Below are 14,672 nucleotides of genomic sequence, written 5' to 3'. Positions count from 1 at the left end.
GCCTTGTGCCGCGAAAGGGCCGCACAGCGGCCCCTAGGTATCAGCGGCGATGCTGAAATTGCCGGGGCTGCTTTGCAGCCCTTTCGCGGCACAAGGCCGCTCCCACATTGACCGCGTCAGGCTGATCAATACTTCAGGCCACCTCAGCCCCATCATCCGGCCAATGCGGCTCGTTGGCGCCTGGCGGCGTCAGTGGTGGCAGCCCATACGCCGCCCGCGCATCGTCGCAGCTGGGGTTGTGCACCCCACCCTCCCACGATGCTTCGAACTCGCGGCAAGGGCTGGAGCGGTTGGCGTAAATGGTACAAGCAACTTCCTTACCGATCTCGCCTTCAAGGCTGACGCAACGGCAGGGCTTGGCATCGGTGCCGATCATGGCAACGCGGGTGGGGTTGATCTGTACCACCAGATCGTCCGGCACAACGCCCCCGGCAGACTGGCATTCGCCCCAGAAGAAGGACACACGGAAGTACCCGCAGCAGGCGCCGCAGTCAAGGCAAGGGTTATATTCAGACATGATGCCACGGAGGGAAGGTTGTTGTTATCGGGGCTGGCCCGCCGCGCCATTTTCAATCGAACCGAGGGCGGCTGGATAGAGGGCACATGCAAAAAATTTTGCCACTGATCCGGCCGCCTGCTTCATTCAGCGCAATGCCTTGTAGGTGGAGGCATCCCAACGCTGCAGCGCCAGGCCTTCGGTCGGGTCATAGGCATCACCACACACCTTGCTGAAGTGCGTGCGGGCTTCGCCGCAATGCACCAACCGGTCGTGCTTCTCCCCCTCGGTCAGCACCGTATACGATTTGCTGCGCATGGCTTGGTACTGCGTTTCGGCTGCGGCCATGGCCTGGTGATATTCCATCACCTGGCGGTCATCCAAGGCCAGTCGCTTGCCCAGTTGAACACCCCAGCGGGTCAGGCAGACTTCGGCGAAATGGCGAACGATAAGCCCGGGTTCCTTGAGCACCTTGCCATCGCCGGCACCATCGACCGATGCATTACCCACCAGCGTGGCATGACGCCCCGGCATTGGATAAATGCAGATTTGCGTGCCACTGGCGACGGTAGGAATTACGCAGGCAAACCCTTTGGACCGCTCATCCCGCGAATAGAAGCCGACGTATTCACGCACGTTCTGCGCTAGCGCGATGCGCTCGGCCTGCACATTGCCAACACCCGGCACCGGGTCGATGGCGAAGATATTCACCGGCACCTCCCGCAGTACCGGGTCATTTGCCATGGCGTTGGCCAGCATGTGGCAGCTGATACCACCCCGGCTCCAGCCCACCAGGTTCACCTGGGTTGGAATGCGCGGCTTGCGGAACATGCTGATGATGCGCTCTTGCAACGCCTGCGGGGTTGGCTGGCGATCACCGTAGTCGTAGGTGCGCCAGAACCACGAGGCCGTGGAGGAAACGTCCGGTACAGGTACACCAGCGTCCTTCAGCCGCTGGTATTCTTCCTCGCTCAGCTTGGTGCGCTGCCAACTGCTTTCGCCTTTGATCACCTGCAGCACATGGTTGACGTTTTCTTCCCAGCCGCGGCCGAACAATTGGCCGGTCCAGTTGAAGTAGCCACCGGGTTCTACGAACAGGTTGTCATCCTGAAGGTTGCCGCTGCCTGGGCCGTCTACGGCGATCCAGTGGGCAAATTCGCGGCCCTCGTCATTTGCGGCCAGGGTCGAGACCAGCTCGCCGTTCCAGAAGTTGGGGTTTGCGTCGTCGAAACGGTGAGAACCGGTACCGCAGAAATAGGCGGTGAACACACTCATTGGGGAGTCTCTGTGGTGAGAAATGAGTGCTGAAGATAGGTAGGCAGATCGGGGAAATGCAGGCGGAAAGCTCGCCCTGGGGTAGATATGGGGCTGCCAGGCAGCCCCAACTGGCTTATTTGCGAGCCAGCCCATCAGCCCGGAACATCTGCCGGATCCCGCGGATGGCCTGGCGTATGCGGTCCTGGTTCTCGATCAGGGCAAAGCGCACATGGTCATCACCATATTCGCCAAAACCGATGCCCGGCGACACGCACACCTTGGCCTCGGCCAGGAGTTTTTTGGCAAACTCCAGCGACCCCATATGTGCATATTGCTCAGGGATCTTCGCCCACACGTACATCGACGCCTTGGGGTTCTCAACCATCCAGCCCAGTTCGTGCAGCCCTTTCACCAGCAGGTTGCGGCGCTGGCGATACTGTTCGGCAATGTCGCGCACGCACTGCTGATCGCCTTCCAGCGCGGCAATGGCAGCCACCTGCAACGGGGTAAAGGTGCCGTAGTCGTGGTAGCTCTTGATGCGCGCCAGGGCGCTGACCAGTTCGGGGTTGCCGACCATGAAACCGATCCGCCAGCCCGCCATGTTGTAGCTCTTGGACAGGGTAAAGAACTCTACGGCAATGTCCTTGGCACCAGGCACCTGCATGATCGACGGGGCCTTCCAGCCGTCGTAGACGATGTCGGCGTAGGCCAGGTCATGCACCACCAGCACGTCGTACTGCTTGGCCAGGGCCACCACGCGCTCGAAGAAGTCCAGTTCCACGCACTGAGCAGTGGGGTTGGACGGGAAGCCGAGGATCATCATCTTCGGCTTGGGGATCGACTCACGGATCGCCCGCTCGAGTTCGTTGAAGAAGTCCACACCCGGTACCAGCGGCACTGAACGCACCTGGGCACCGGCGATGACCGCACCGTAGATGTGGATGGGGTAGCTGGGGTTGGGCACCAGCACCGTGTCGCCCTGGTCGAGCGTGGCCAGCATCAGGTGGGCCAGGCCTTCTTTCGAGCCGATGGTGACGATGGCTTCGCTTTCCGGGTCGATGTCGACCTCGTAGCGTTCCTTGTACCAGTTGGAAATGGCCCGGCGCAGACGCGGGATACCGCGAGAGGTGGAATAGCCGTGGGTGTCTTCCCGCTGGGCAACCTGCACCAGCTTCTCGACGATGTGCGGCGGTGTAGCGCCGTCGGGGTTGCCCATGCTCAGGTCGATGATGTCTTCGCCACGGCGGCGGGCAGCCATCTTGAGCTCGGCAGTGATGTTGAAAACGTAAGGGGGGAGACGATCAATGCGCGCAAAGCGGCGCGGCGAACCTGGGTTAGCCATGGCTTCCTCTGAGGACGTAAGCGCCCGGAACCGTCCGAGCGACGTTGGCCGATGTGGCGGCCTGACTCAGAAGATAATGCCGAAACATAAAATATGTAAAGGACATTTTCCTGTTTTGTCATATATTTTCAGACGTATTATTTGAAAAGCCAGATTTCATGTTTCCTGTGCTGGCCTCTTCGCGGGCGAGCCCGCGAAAGGGCCGGCACAGGAAGACAGGCATAAAAAAACCCCGGCACATGGCCGGGGTTTTCGTGAAACAGGCAGCAGTTTCAGCGTGCGTAGGTCATCAGCACGTCCGCAGCGGTTTGGCTGTCCACGCCCATCATCACGCTCAGGGCAGTGACGGTGAGGATCGAGAAGCCGAACACCTTGCGGGCCCACTTGCTGTCGTCCTCTGCCTTGTAGCCACCCCAGGCCATGTACAGCCAGTACAGGCCCATGGCAGCTGCCACGGCCAGGTAGCCGAGGCCGGCGTAACCGCCGAGGGTAAGCATCAAGGTGGCGAGCACGAAGGCCAGCACGTACAGCACGATCTGCTTCTTCGCCGCGAGGATGCCACGTGCCACCGGCAGGACCGGGATGTTGGCAGCGCTGTAATCCTTGAAGCGGAAGATGGCGATGGCAAAGCTGTGCGGCATCTGCCACAGGCTGAACATCACCAGCAGGGTTACCGCAGCCAGGTCGAAGCTGTTGCTTACGGCGCAGTAGCCGATCACCGGAGGCATGGCACCCGACAGGCTGCCGACCAAGGTGCCGTGCACCGATTTACGCTTCAGCCACAGGCTGTAGAAACCGACGTAGACGATGAAGCCTACAGCTGCGCAGAACGCCGACAGCGGGTTGGCCTGGACATACAGCAGGCTGAAACCCGCCACCCCGAGCAGGGTGGCGTAGATCAGCGCGAGGGGCAGCGACATGCCGCCCTGCACCATGACGCGGTTCTTGGTGCGCTCCATCTTGTGGTCGATGTCACGGTCGATGCAGTTGTTGAACACGCATCCGGACGCAACCACCAGCGAAGTACCGATCACCACCGCCAGGAACAAGGCGAAGTCCACATGGCCCTTCGAGGCAAGGAAGAAACCGCCTGCCACGGAAAGCACGTTACCGAAAATGATCCCCGGTTTGGTGATTTGGATAAAGTGCTTAACGGACATGCAGTCTTACCTCACTTGGCCATCATTTCGATGTGGATGTTGAACATGATCCACAGCGACAGGCCGACCAGCAGTGCAATTACCAGTACGGTGAACAGGAACGTCGACACGTTGTTGCGTTGCTCTTTCGAGCGGTCCATGTGCAGGAAGTACACCAGGTGTACAACTACCTGGATCACGGCCATGGCAACAATGATCAGAACGGTCAGGTTCTTCGGCAGGCTGGCGGTCATGGCCAGTGCGAACGGGATCGCAGTCAGGATGATCGACAGGACAAAGCCGATCATGTACGACTTGACGCTGCCGTGGTTACCTTCGTGATGAGTGTCGTGTGCGCTAGCCATTACAGAACCCCCAGCAGGTAGACGACGGTGAACACGCAGATCCAGACCACGTCCAGGAAGTGCCAGAACAGGCTCAGGCAGCTCATGCGGGTCTTGGCGGTCGGCGTGATGCCATGCTTGTTGATCTGGTACATCATGATTGCCATCCAGATCAGGCCGGCAGTCACGTGCAGACCGTGGGTACCTACCAGGGCGAAGAACGCCGACAGGAAGCCACTGCGCTGCGGGCCGAAGCCCTCGCTGATCAGGTGATGGAACTCATAGATTTCCATCGCGATGAAGCCTGCACCGAACAGGAAGGTCACAGCCAACCAGCCCAGTACACCGGCTTTCTTGCCATCGAACATCTTCAGCATGGCGAAGCCGAAGGTGATCGAGGACAGCAGCAGGAACAGCGTTTCAACAGCTACGAAATCGAGCTGGAAGATGTCATGACCCGACGGGCCGCCGGCAAAACTGCCGGACAGCACCGCGTAGGTGGCGAAGAGCGACGCAAACAGGATGCAGTCGGTCATCAGGTACAGCCAGAAACCCAGTACGGTCATCTGGCCCGAGTCGTGGTGGTGGTCGTCATGCCCATGGTCGTGACCATGAGCAGCGCCGCCGTGCATTACTTGACTGGACATTGATTACACCCGCTCAAACGATTCGACACGTGCGCCGGCAGGCAGAGCACCTGCTTTGGCCAGCGCTTTCATACGCTCGCCTTCGATGCGCGCCACTTCTTCGGCCGGAACCATGTAGCCCTGGTCGTCACGTGCAGCGTGGCGAACGAAGACTGCGATGGTTGCCAACAGGCTCGCGCCCACCAGCCACCAGATGTGCCAGATGAAGGCGAAGCCGAACACGGTCAGGAACATACCCATGAACAGACCGGTGGAGGTGTTGCTCGGCATGTGGATCGCTTCGTACTTGGCCGGGACCTTGTACGCAACACCGGCTTCCTTGGCTTCGTGCCAGGCGTCCAGACCAACTTTCTCAGGCATGTGAGCGAAGTTGTAGAACGGCGGTGGCGACGAAGTGGACCACTCGATGGTACGGCCACCCCATGGGTCGCCAGTGACGTCCATGTTGTCTTTGCGGTCGCGAACCGACACGAAGATCTGGATCAGCTGGCAAGCGATACCGAACAGGATCAGCACGGCGCCGACAACGGCTACGTACAGGTAGGGTTCCCACAGTGGGTTGTCGGAGTGGTTCAGACGACGGGTCATGCCCATGAAGCCCAGGGCGTACAGCGGCATGAACGCAACGTAGAAGCCCGACAGCCAGAACCAGAAGGCAGCTTTGCCCCACTTCTCGTTCAGGGTGAAACCGAAGGCTTTCGGGAACCAGAAGGCGAAACCGGCGATGTAGCCGAATACCGCGCCACCGATGATCACGTTGTGGAAGTGCGCAATTACGAACAGGCTGTTGTGCAGAACGAAGTCAGCACCCGGAACGGCCAGCAGTACGCCGGTCATGCCACCGATGGAGAAGGTGACCATGAAGCCCAGGGTCCAGAGCATCGGTGCGGTGAAGCGCACACGGCCTTGGTACATGGTGAACAGCCAGTTGAACAGCTTCACACCGGTCGGGATGGAAATCAGCATCGTCGCCAGGCCGAAGAAGGTGTTGACGCTGGCGCCGGCACCCATGGTGAAGAAGTGGTGCAGCCATACCGCAAAGCCAAGGATGGCGATCGCGCCCGATGCGTAAATCATCGAGTGATGGCCGAACAGGCGTTTGCCAGAGAACGTCGAGGTAACTTCCGAGAACACGCCGAAGGCCGGCAGGATCAGGATGTAAACCTCAGGGTGACCCCACGCCCAGAACAGGTTGACGTACATCATCGGGTTCCCACCAAGCTCGTTGGTGAAAATGTGGAAGTCCAGATAACGGTCAACAGTCAGCAGAGCGAGTGCAGCAGTCAGAATCGGGAACGAAGCAACGATCAGTACGTTGGCCCAGGTGCAGGTCCAGGTGAAGATCGGCATGTCCATCAGCTTCATGCCAGGTGCGCGCATCTTCATCACGGTGACGAGGAAGTTCACGCCGGTAAGCGTCGTACCCAGTCCGGATAGCTGTAGCGCCCAGATGTAGTAGTCGACACCCACCCCAGGGCTGTACTGAATGCCTGCGAGCGGCGGATAGGCAACCCAGCCGGTCTTGGCGAATTCACCAACGCCCAGCGAGATGTTGACCAGCAGCACGCCTGCCAGCAGCAGGTAGAAGCTCAGGGAGTTCAGGAACGGGAAGGCAACGTCACGTGCACCGATCTGCAGAGGAACCGCCAGGTTCATCAGGCCGGTGAAGAACGGCATCGCCATGAAGATGATCATGATCACACCGTGAGCGGTGAAGATCTGGTCATAGTGTTCAGGCGGCAGGTAGCCTTCGGAGCCACCGGTAGCGGCAGCCAGCTGGGTACGCATCATGATGGCGTCGGCAAAGCCGCGCAGCAGCATGACCATCGCGACGATGATGTACATCACGCCGATCTTTTTGTGGTCGACAGTAGTCAGCCACTCGCTCCACAAGTAGGTCCACTTGCGGAAATAGGTGATAAGACCGACGACAGCGATACCGCCGAGCGCGATCATGGCAAGCGTCACCATGACTATCGGCTCGTGATAGGGTATCGCCTCCAGGCTTAATTTACCGAACATCTCTTACTCCTCTGCACCGGCAGCTGGTTGCATACTCGATTCCACACCCTTGGTTGTGGCCAGATCTTTGCTGCCTGCTTCTTCGTGGCTACGACCGCGGTTCATGCCTTCGTACTTGTCGACGATCAGCTGGAACTGCTCTGGCGAAGCCTCGCTATACAGCGCGACCGGGTTGTTTTCGCTTGGTTTGGCCAAGGCGTCGTATTCAGCCTTGTCCAGCTTCTTCGGCGACTGCTTGACTTCAGCGACCCACTTGTCGAAGTCTTCCTGAGAGGTGGCAGTAGCCTTGAATTTCATGCCGGTGAAGCCAGCACCGCTGTAGTTGGCGCTGATACCGTCAAACACACCGTTTTCGTTGGCGATCAGGTGCAGCTTGGTGGTCATGCCGGCCATGGCGTAGATCTGGCCGCCCAGGCCCGGGATGAAGAACGAGTTCATCACGGCGTCGGAAGTGACGCGGAAGTTGACCGGGGTGTTAGCCGGGAAGACGATCTTGTTGACCGTGGCAATGCCCTGTTCCGGGTAGATGAACAGCCACTTCCAGTCCAGTGCGACAACGTCGATCTGGATCGGCTTCACGTCCGAGTCCAGCGGACGGTACGGGTCCAGCTTGTGGGTGGAGTGGTAAGTGACGTAACCCAGGGCGATGATGATCAGGATCGGGATGATCCACACCGCAGCCTCGATCTTGGTCGAGTGCGACCAGTCAGGGGTGTAGGTGGCTGCCTTGTTGGAAGCACGGTACTTCCAGGCGAACGCCAAGGTCATGATGATCACAGGGATAACCACCAGCAGCATCAGGCCGGTAGCGATCAGGATCAGGTTCTTTTGCTCAATGCCGACCTGTCCCTTCGGGTCGAGCAGGGTCCAGTTGCACCCACTGAGTAAAAGCATGCCTAAAAAGGGCAATATGCCAAACAGTCTGGGGTAACGCTTTTTACTCATCTCACGACCTCTAGATCAGCTTGCTTCAATGCAATTTGTGTTTTGGTAGCCAACACTTCGTCCTGCCAAGTGAGGCATTTTGCGCCCGTACTCGCTCCTGCCTGGGGTCCGACTGCAGGACCTTGGCTTCAAGCGTTGTTAGCGGTGCTTATGGTTTCGTAGGCAACAGGCCTGTACTTCAGACCAAGTCCATTTGGTGCGGGAAAACGCGGAGGGGGGTCCGCCCGGTATCGCCGTTGGGCGAAACTTGACGAAGTCAGCAAAAAGGAGCGCTGGGGCTTCCTTCAATCCTGCGACTCGCAAGCAGTGCCGAACGGAAATTGGGGGCGATTGTAGTGAGGTCGCCAACCCTTGACTATGACTTATTGAGCAACAGTCTTTTACAGAATGTGCAACAATGCTGCTCGATAATTCAACTTCGCGACAGTTTGTCGCACCCCGCTTGCCAGGCCTCAAAGCCGCATTCTACAAGGCTTTGTGATTGATCTGGATCAAGCGGTGAGCGACTTTTCCCTCTTCACATGCGCTGTAAAAGACCCTATGCGATTCGGGACTTTTGTCTAAGCCTGGCGTCGGTTGCGGTAGATCCCGAGCGGCACCAGGATGGCGGTGAGCACGAACGCCACAAGCGCCCATTGCGCCAGCGACAAACCGAGGAGTGGCGGGTACGGGGTGCTGCAGAAGCCGTCGACCTGGAATGCCAGCGGCCACAGCTTGGCCAGCGGCAGGTCATCCACGATCGGCTGGAGGGTGTCGATGCCGCAACTGACCATGGGGTTGGCGAGTATATACACATGGTTGCCGGCCGCAATGATTCCGCCAATCGCGCTGAGCACAACCAGTGCTTCGAAGAAGGTCAGGCTGCGGCGCCCGGGCATCGCTGCGGCGATGAAGGCAAACACGGCAATGAACAGCAGCGCGTAACGCTGCAGGATACACAACGGGCACGGTGCCTCGCCCAGTACCACTTGCATGTAGAGGGCGCCGCCAATCAGCGAAAGGCAGATCAGGCCCAACAGCACCAGAAAGCGCCGTTCCCGATTCAGGCGCGATGTTTGTTCGTTCATTGCCGGTTCCTTCGATGGATAGTGGCAGCGTGGTCCGCCTGCCTGGGCGCAAGTCTACACGCTGGGCAGGGCCTTTGAGCGTGCCGAGGAAGCGGCGTGACAGCACTGCGCAGGGCTATCCGGTGTGGCTGAGACCGGCCGCAACAACGTCGGTTCAACGCCGGGCGGCAAAAAAACGGCTGCACGGGTACCGCGCAGGGGCAAGCCCCTCGACACCCGGGAGTGAAGGATACCGTGATTAAAGGAGGATTAAAGATGAAAGCTGAGCAGGCGCTTTTCATCTCTCCTTATATATAGGCAGGAAGGAGTACTGTGGCTGGGATACATATTTGTGCCTGTACCGGCCCCTTCGCGGGCAAGCCCGCGAAGGGGCCGGTACAGGCGTAGCATCAATCCAGGGCAGCCGCCGGCCCGAAGAACTCGTAGCGGCTCTGCTGCTCCGGCACACCCAGGCCCTTCAACTGGCGCTTCACCGCCGCCATGAACGCCTTTGGCCCAAGGAAGTAGGCATCCACATCCCGCTCCTGCGGCAGCCACTCGGCCAGCAGGTCCTCACTCAGCAGGCCGACGGCATCGGCCTCGGCGCCCTCCGCAGGCTCCGCATAGCAGTAGAAGCGCTTAAGCTGCGGATAACGCGCCGCCAGGCCATCGACCCAGTCACGGAAGGCATGCACCGCACCGTTACGCGCACAGTGGATGAAGTGCACCTCACGCCGGGTTTGCAGCGCGGCCTGCAACATCGCCAGGGTCGGTGTAATGCCTACGCCGCCACTGATCAGCACCAGCGGCTTGTCGCTGGCTGCCAGGGTAAAGTCACCCGCAGGCGGGAACAGTTGCAGGGTCTCGCCCACCACCAGCTGATCGTGCAGGTAATTGGAAACCTTGCCGCCCGCCTCGCGCTTGACGCTGATGCGGTACTCCTTGCCATCGCACAGCGCCGACAGGGAGTAGTTGCGGCGCTGTTCGGCTCCGTCAATGTCCAGTTTCAGGCCGATGTACTGGCCTGGCTCGGCCTTGAGCACGGGCTTGCCATCCACCGGTACAAAGTAGAACGAGACGATCTCGCTGCTTTCCTGCTCGCGGCGTACCAGGCGGAATGCGCGGGTACCGCGCCAGCCGCCCTCGGCCTCTTCCTTCTGTTTATAAAGGTTTTCCTCTGCACCCATCAGGATGTCGGCCAGCTGACCATAGGCCGCGGCCCAGGCATCGATCACTGCCGGGGTGGCAATTTCCTTGCCCAACACTTCTTCGATGGCGCGCAGCAGGCAACTGCCGACGATCGGGTAGTGCTCCGGCAGAATCTGCAGGGCAACATGCTTGTTGATGATCTGCCCAACCAGGCCGCCCAACTGCTCCAGCTGGTCGATGTGGCGGGCATACATGAGCACGCCGTTGGCCAAGGCGCGTGGTTGGTCACCACTGGCCTGGTGGGCCTGGTTGAACAGTGGGCGTACCTCTGGATACTCGTTGAGCATCATCTTGTAGAAGTGGGTGGTCAGTGCTTCGCCGCCGCTTTCCAGCAGGGGGACAGTGGCCTTGATGATTGCACGTTGTTCGGCATTGAGCATTGCAGCAACTCCTGAGCCTGTGGCTTCAAATGACTGCCCTTGCCGTTTCAGCATTCGTGCCAACTTTCACAGCCAGCAAAATCAAGGGTTTGATGCAGCCCATGTCAAAATGACTCGGCTCGATGTATAGTCATATGGACCTACAGGAGTCAATATGACTACAAAGCCGTTGCTAACCGCCCTGCTGCCCCTCGTCAGTGATCTGTCCCGCGATTTGCCCGATCAGGAGCGCTACCGCCGCCTGCTGCAGGCCATGCGCAGCCTGCTGCCGTGCGACGCCGCTGCGCTGCTGCGCCTGGACGGTGAATGGCTGGTACCCCTGGCTGTGGACGGCCTGAGCCCCGACACCCTGGGCCGCCGATTCCGGGTCAGTGAGCATCCGCGGTTCCAGATTTTGCTCAGCCGACCGGAACCCACCCGGTTTGCCAGCGACTCCGAACTGCCCGACCCCTACGATGGCCTGGTCAACGCCGCGGATGCCGACCTTGAAGTGCACGACTGCATGGGCTGCCTATTGATGGTCGATGAACGCCCGTGGGGCCTGGTCACCCTCGACGCCCTCACCCCCGGGCAATTCCGAAGCCTGGAGCTGGATGCCCTGCAGGCCTTCGCCAGTTTGGCGGCCGCCACCGTTACCGTGGCCGAGCGCATCGAGCACCTGGCCCTGCGTGCTGAAGACGAACACCTGCGCGCCGAGATCTACCGTCAGGCCAGCGGCCAGGACAAAGAGCTGATTGGCCAGAGCGCCGCACACAAGCGCCTGGTAGAAGAAATCCGCTTGGTCGGCGGCAGCGACCTCACCGTGCTGATCACCGGCGAAACCGGGGTTGGCAAGGAACTGGTGGCCCAGGCCCTGCACCAGGCCAGCAGCCGCGCCGACAAGCCGCTGGTCAGCCTCAACTGTGCCGCCCTGCCCGACACCCTGGTCGAGAGCGAACTGTTCGGCCATGTACGCGGTGCCTTCACCGGTGCGCACGGCGAACGCCGTGGCAAGTTCGAACTGGCCAACGGTGGCACGCTGTTCCTCGACGAAGTGGGCGAACTGCCACTCACCGTGCAGGCCAAGCTGCTGCGGGTGCTGCAAAGCGGCCAGCTGCAACGCCTGGGCTCGGACCGCGAGCACCGGGTGGACGTGCGCCTGATCGCCGCTACCAACCGCGACCTGGCTGCCGAAGTGCGCAATGGCAACTTCCGCGCCGACTTCTACCACCGCCTCAGCGTATACCCGCTACACGTGCCGCCCCTGCGCGAACGTGGTCGAGATGTACTGCTGTTGGCTGGCTATTTCCTTGAACAGAACCGATCGCGACTTGGCCTGAACAGCCTGCGCCTGAGCCACGACGCCCAAACCGCGCTGGTCGCCTACGACTGGCCAGGCAATGTGCGCGAACTGGAACACCTGATTGGCCGTTCGGCACTCAAGGCGCTCGGCCAGCACCCTGACCGGCCACGTATCCTCACCCTCGAAGCCATCGACCTGGACCTGCGCGTTACCCCCCCGACAACGGGCTCACAACCCTCCTCTGCAGCCCCGCTGCAGGTGGCAGCATTGCCTGAAGGCGGCTTGCGCGAAGCGGTCGATATCTACCAGCGCCAGGCGATCGAAGCCTGCCTGCAACGGCATCAGGACAACTGGGCGGCGGCCGCCCGTGAGCTGGGCCTGGACCGCGCAAACCTGAGCCGATTGGCCCGCCGGCTGGGGCTTCGCTGAGGTTCACCTACAAAAGGATTAACCCAGAAAGCCATCTGGTTGCTTCCTGCCCGGCTGCTATATCTCCCTAACCACCCGTTTTTCGACTGCCTGGTCGAGACTGCGCCTAACAACCCTGAAAGGGTGTGTTACGCCGGTTGTGGCCCGAACAGTCGGGCCGGGGGATCCGGATACCAGCAGGGAGCATCCATGGACAACATCGTCGTCGCCGATAAGCAATCCGAAGTCGCCACGCAGAGCGCCTGGGGCAATATCAATCTCAAAGGGCCAGGCGTCGTGCAGATGCCGGTATCTCCCGACAAGGTGGCTACCGTTACCCAGCGCGGGCAGGACCTGATCGTCACCCTCAAGTCGGGTGAAAAGGTCACCATCGGCAACTTCTTCGCCGTGGACCAGGCCGGGGTCGGCAGCGACATGGTCTTCGTCGGCGAAGACGGCACCCTGTGGCATGCCCAGTACGATGCGGCAGCGTTCACCGGCTTTACCTTCGAAGACGTGGCCTCGCTGGACGAACTGGTGGCGGGTATCGGCACCGCCGGCAGTGCCATGCCGACCTGGGCGATTGCCGGGCTCAGCCTGCTCGGCGTGGGCGGCGCAGCGGCAGCGGCAAACAACGGCGGCGGTGGCAGCAGCGGCGGTTCCGACCCCGACACGGCCGCACCGGCCACGCCTATCGACCTGCTGGTGTCGCCGGATGGCCTGCGCCTGAGCGGCCGCGGTGAAGCGGGCACCACGGTTAACATCCGCGATGCCGCTGGCAACCTGATCGGCAGCGGCACCGTGGGTGCCGACGGCAGCTTCAACGTGACGTTGAACCCGCCGCAGGTCAACAGCGAGAACCTTGAAGTCACCCTGACCGATGGCGCCGGAAATGTCTCGGCGCCAGGCACCGTCACCGCCCCGGACGCAACCGCGCCACTGGCACCGACCGACCTCGCGATCAATGAACAGGGCGCCAACCTTACCGGTCGCGGCGAACCCGGCGCCACCGTGCAGGTGCGCGATGCCGCCGGCAACCTCATCGGCAGTGGCCTGGTGAACGCCGACGGTACCTTCAGCCTCACCCTTTCGCCCGCCCAGGCCAATGGCGAGGTACTGGACATCCGCCAGGTCGATGCCGCTGGCAACAGTTCGATACCACTGGAATTCACAGCCCCGGACATCACCGCCCCAGGTGCCCCGACCGAGCTGGCCGTCAGCGCGGATGGCACCGTCCTGACCGGCCGTGCCGAACCGGGCAGCACTGTGCGTATCGTGGCTGCCGATGGCACCGAACTGGGCACGGCTGTAGTCGGCCCAACCGGCGTGTTCAGCATCAACCTCAACCCCCCACAGGTTGACGGCGAAGTCCTGCAAGCCACCGCGACCGATGCCGCTGGCAATACATCCGTAGCCAGCGCGGTCACTGCGCCGGATATCGACGGGGGCGACACCACGCCGCCTGAGGCCCCGACCAATCTGGTCATCGGCCTGGCCGGCAGCCAGCTGAGCGGCCGTGGCGAAGCCGGCACCACCGTGCAAGTGCGTGATGCCGCAGGCAACATCATCGCGACGGGTACCGTTGGTGCGGATGGCACCTTCGTCATCGCCCTGGCCCCTGCCGTGAACGACGGCAGTGCCCTGCAAGTGACCCTGACCGACGCTGCTGGCAACGTGTCCCAGCCGGGCTCGGTCACCTCAGCCGACCTGCTGCCGCCGGCTCAACCAACTGACTTGGCCCTGGCCGACGGCGTGACCTTCACCGGTCGCGGCGAACCGGGCACTACCGTGCAGGTGCGTGATGCCGGTGGCAACCTCATCGGCACGGGTGTAGTCGGCGCCGATGGCCTGTTCAGCTTGACCCTGAACCCTGCGCAGGCCAATGGCGAAGCCTTGGATGTGCGCCTGGTGGATGCCGCCGGCAACACCTCGGCGCCGCTGCAGTTCGATGCCCCGGATATCACGCCACCTGACGCAGTAAGCAATATCGTGGTCGGCCCTGATGGCCTGGCCCTGAGCGGCCGCGGCGAACCGGGCGCCACTGTCGAGGTGCGCGATGCCAACGGCACCGTGATCGGTACTGGCGTAGTCGCTGCCAACGGTACCTTCCTGATCGACCTCAGCCCAGCTGCGCAGCCTGGCGAACAGCTGAACC

12 protein-coding genes are annotated in these 14,672 nt (G+C 61.2%); 2 read left to right on the top strand and 10 right to left on the bottom strand.

The features are described from left to right. Window positions 1-133 precede the first annotated feature (133 nt). The 10 genes from ACK1VC_RS26745 to hmpA form a co-directional block, all read right to left on the bottom strand. Entirely contained in the window at window positions 134-517 is a 384-nt protein-coding gene (locus tag ACK1VC_RS26745) for a YkgJ family cysteine cluster protein (protein ID WP_016501425.1), read from the bottom strand. A 126-nt stretch (window positions 518-643) separates the two neighbouring features. Then, entirely contained in the window at window positions 644-1,771 is a 1,128-nt protein-coding gene (locus ACK1VC_RS26740; RefSeq protein WP_060517657.1) for a hypothetical protein, read from the bottom strand. Between the two features lie 115 nt (window positions 1,772-1,886). Continuing rightward, window positions 1,887-3,095: an alanine transaminase gene (gene alaC, locus ACK1VC_RS26735; protein ID WP_019473730.1), complete on the bottom strand. Its 1,209-nt coding sequence runs from the start codon at window positions 3,093-3,095 to the stop codon at window positions 1,887-1,889. Window positions 3,096-3,367: 272 nt separating this feature from the next. Further along, window positions 3,368-4,255: a heme o synthase gene (gene cyoE, locus ACK1VC_RS26730; protein ID WP_016484944.1), complete on the bottom strand. Its 888-nt coding sequence runs from the start codon at window positions 4,253-4,255 to the stop codon at window positions 3,368-3,370. Window positions 4,256-4,266: 11 nt separating this feature from the next. Further along, window positions 4,267-4,599, bottom strand: a complete 333-nt coding sequence (cyoD, locus tag ACK1VC_RS26725) for a cytochrome o ubiquinol oxidase subunit IV (protein WP_016484943.1) — start codon at window positions 4,597-4,599, stop codon at window positions 4,267-4,269. Then, window positions 4,599-5,225 carry a cytochrome o ubiquinol oxidase subunit III gene (cyoC, locus tag ACK1VC_RS26720; protein WP_016484942.1) on the bottom strand — a complete coding sequence of 209 codons (627 nt, stop codon included), beginning with the start codon at window positions 5,223-5,225 and terminating at the stop codon, window positions 4,599-4,601. Before cyoC ends, cyoD begins: the two co-directional genes overlap by 1 nt. A gap of 3 nt (window positions 5,226-5,228) precedes the next feature. Then, window positions 5,229-7,247 (bottom strand): cytochrome o ubiquinol oxidase subunit I, encoded by a 2,019-nt coding sequence (gene cyoB, locus ACK1VC_RS26715; RefSeq protein ID WP_016484941.1) that lies wholly within the window; start codon window positions 7,245-7,247, stop codon window positions 5,229-5,231. A gap of 3 nt (window positions 7,248-7,250) precedes the next feature. Further along, window positions 7,251-8,192, bottom strand: coding sequence for a ubiquinol oxidase subunit II (cyoA, locus tag ACK1VC_RS26710; protein ID WP_016484940.1), 942 nt, complete (start codon window positions 8,190-8,192; stop codon window positions 7,251-7,253). Between the two features lie 560 nt (window positions 8,193-8,752). After that, window positions 8,753-9,259 carry a disulfide bond formation protein B gene (locus ACK1VC_RS26705; RefSeq protein ID WP_016484939.1) on the bottom strand — a complete coding sequence of 169 codons (507 nt, stop codon included), beginning with the start codon at window positions 9,257-9,259 and terminating at the stop codon, window positions 8,753-8,755. A 389-nt stretch (window positions 9,260-9,648) separates the two neighbouring features. Further along, a complete protein-coding gene (gene hmpA, locus ACK1VC_RS26700) occupies window positions 9,649-10,827 on the bottom strand; it encodes an NO-inducible flavohemoprotein (protein WP_023047741.1) in 1,179 nt (392 codons plus the stop codon). 154 nt (window positions 10,828-10,981) lie between these two features. On the opposite strand from hmpA, the gene norR reads away from it, so the two are divergent. Both norR and ACK1VC_RS26690 read left to right on the top strand, forming a co-directional pair. Next, a complete protein-coding gene (gene norR / locus ACK1VC_RS26695) occupies window positions 10,982-12,538 on the top strand; it encodes a nitric oxide reductase transcriptional regulator NorR (RefSeq protein ID WP_191087275.1) in 1,557 nt (518 codons plus the stop codon). Window positions 12,539-12,727: 189 nt separating this feature from the next. After that, the coding region (locus ACK1VC_RS26690) for an Ig-like domain-containing protein (protein ID WP_449118151.1) at window positions 12,728-14,672 on the top strand (1,945 nt) is incomplete at its 3' end.

The organism is Pseudomonas sp. XP2, from assembly GCF_053557975.1.
The sequence above is the reverse complement of the archived record's forward strand: the minus strand, read 5'-3'. Positions and strand labels throughout refer to the sequence as shown.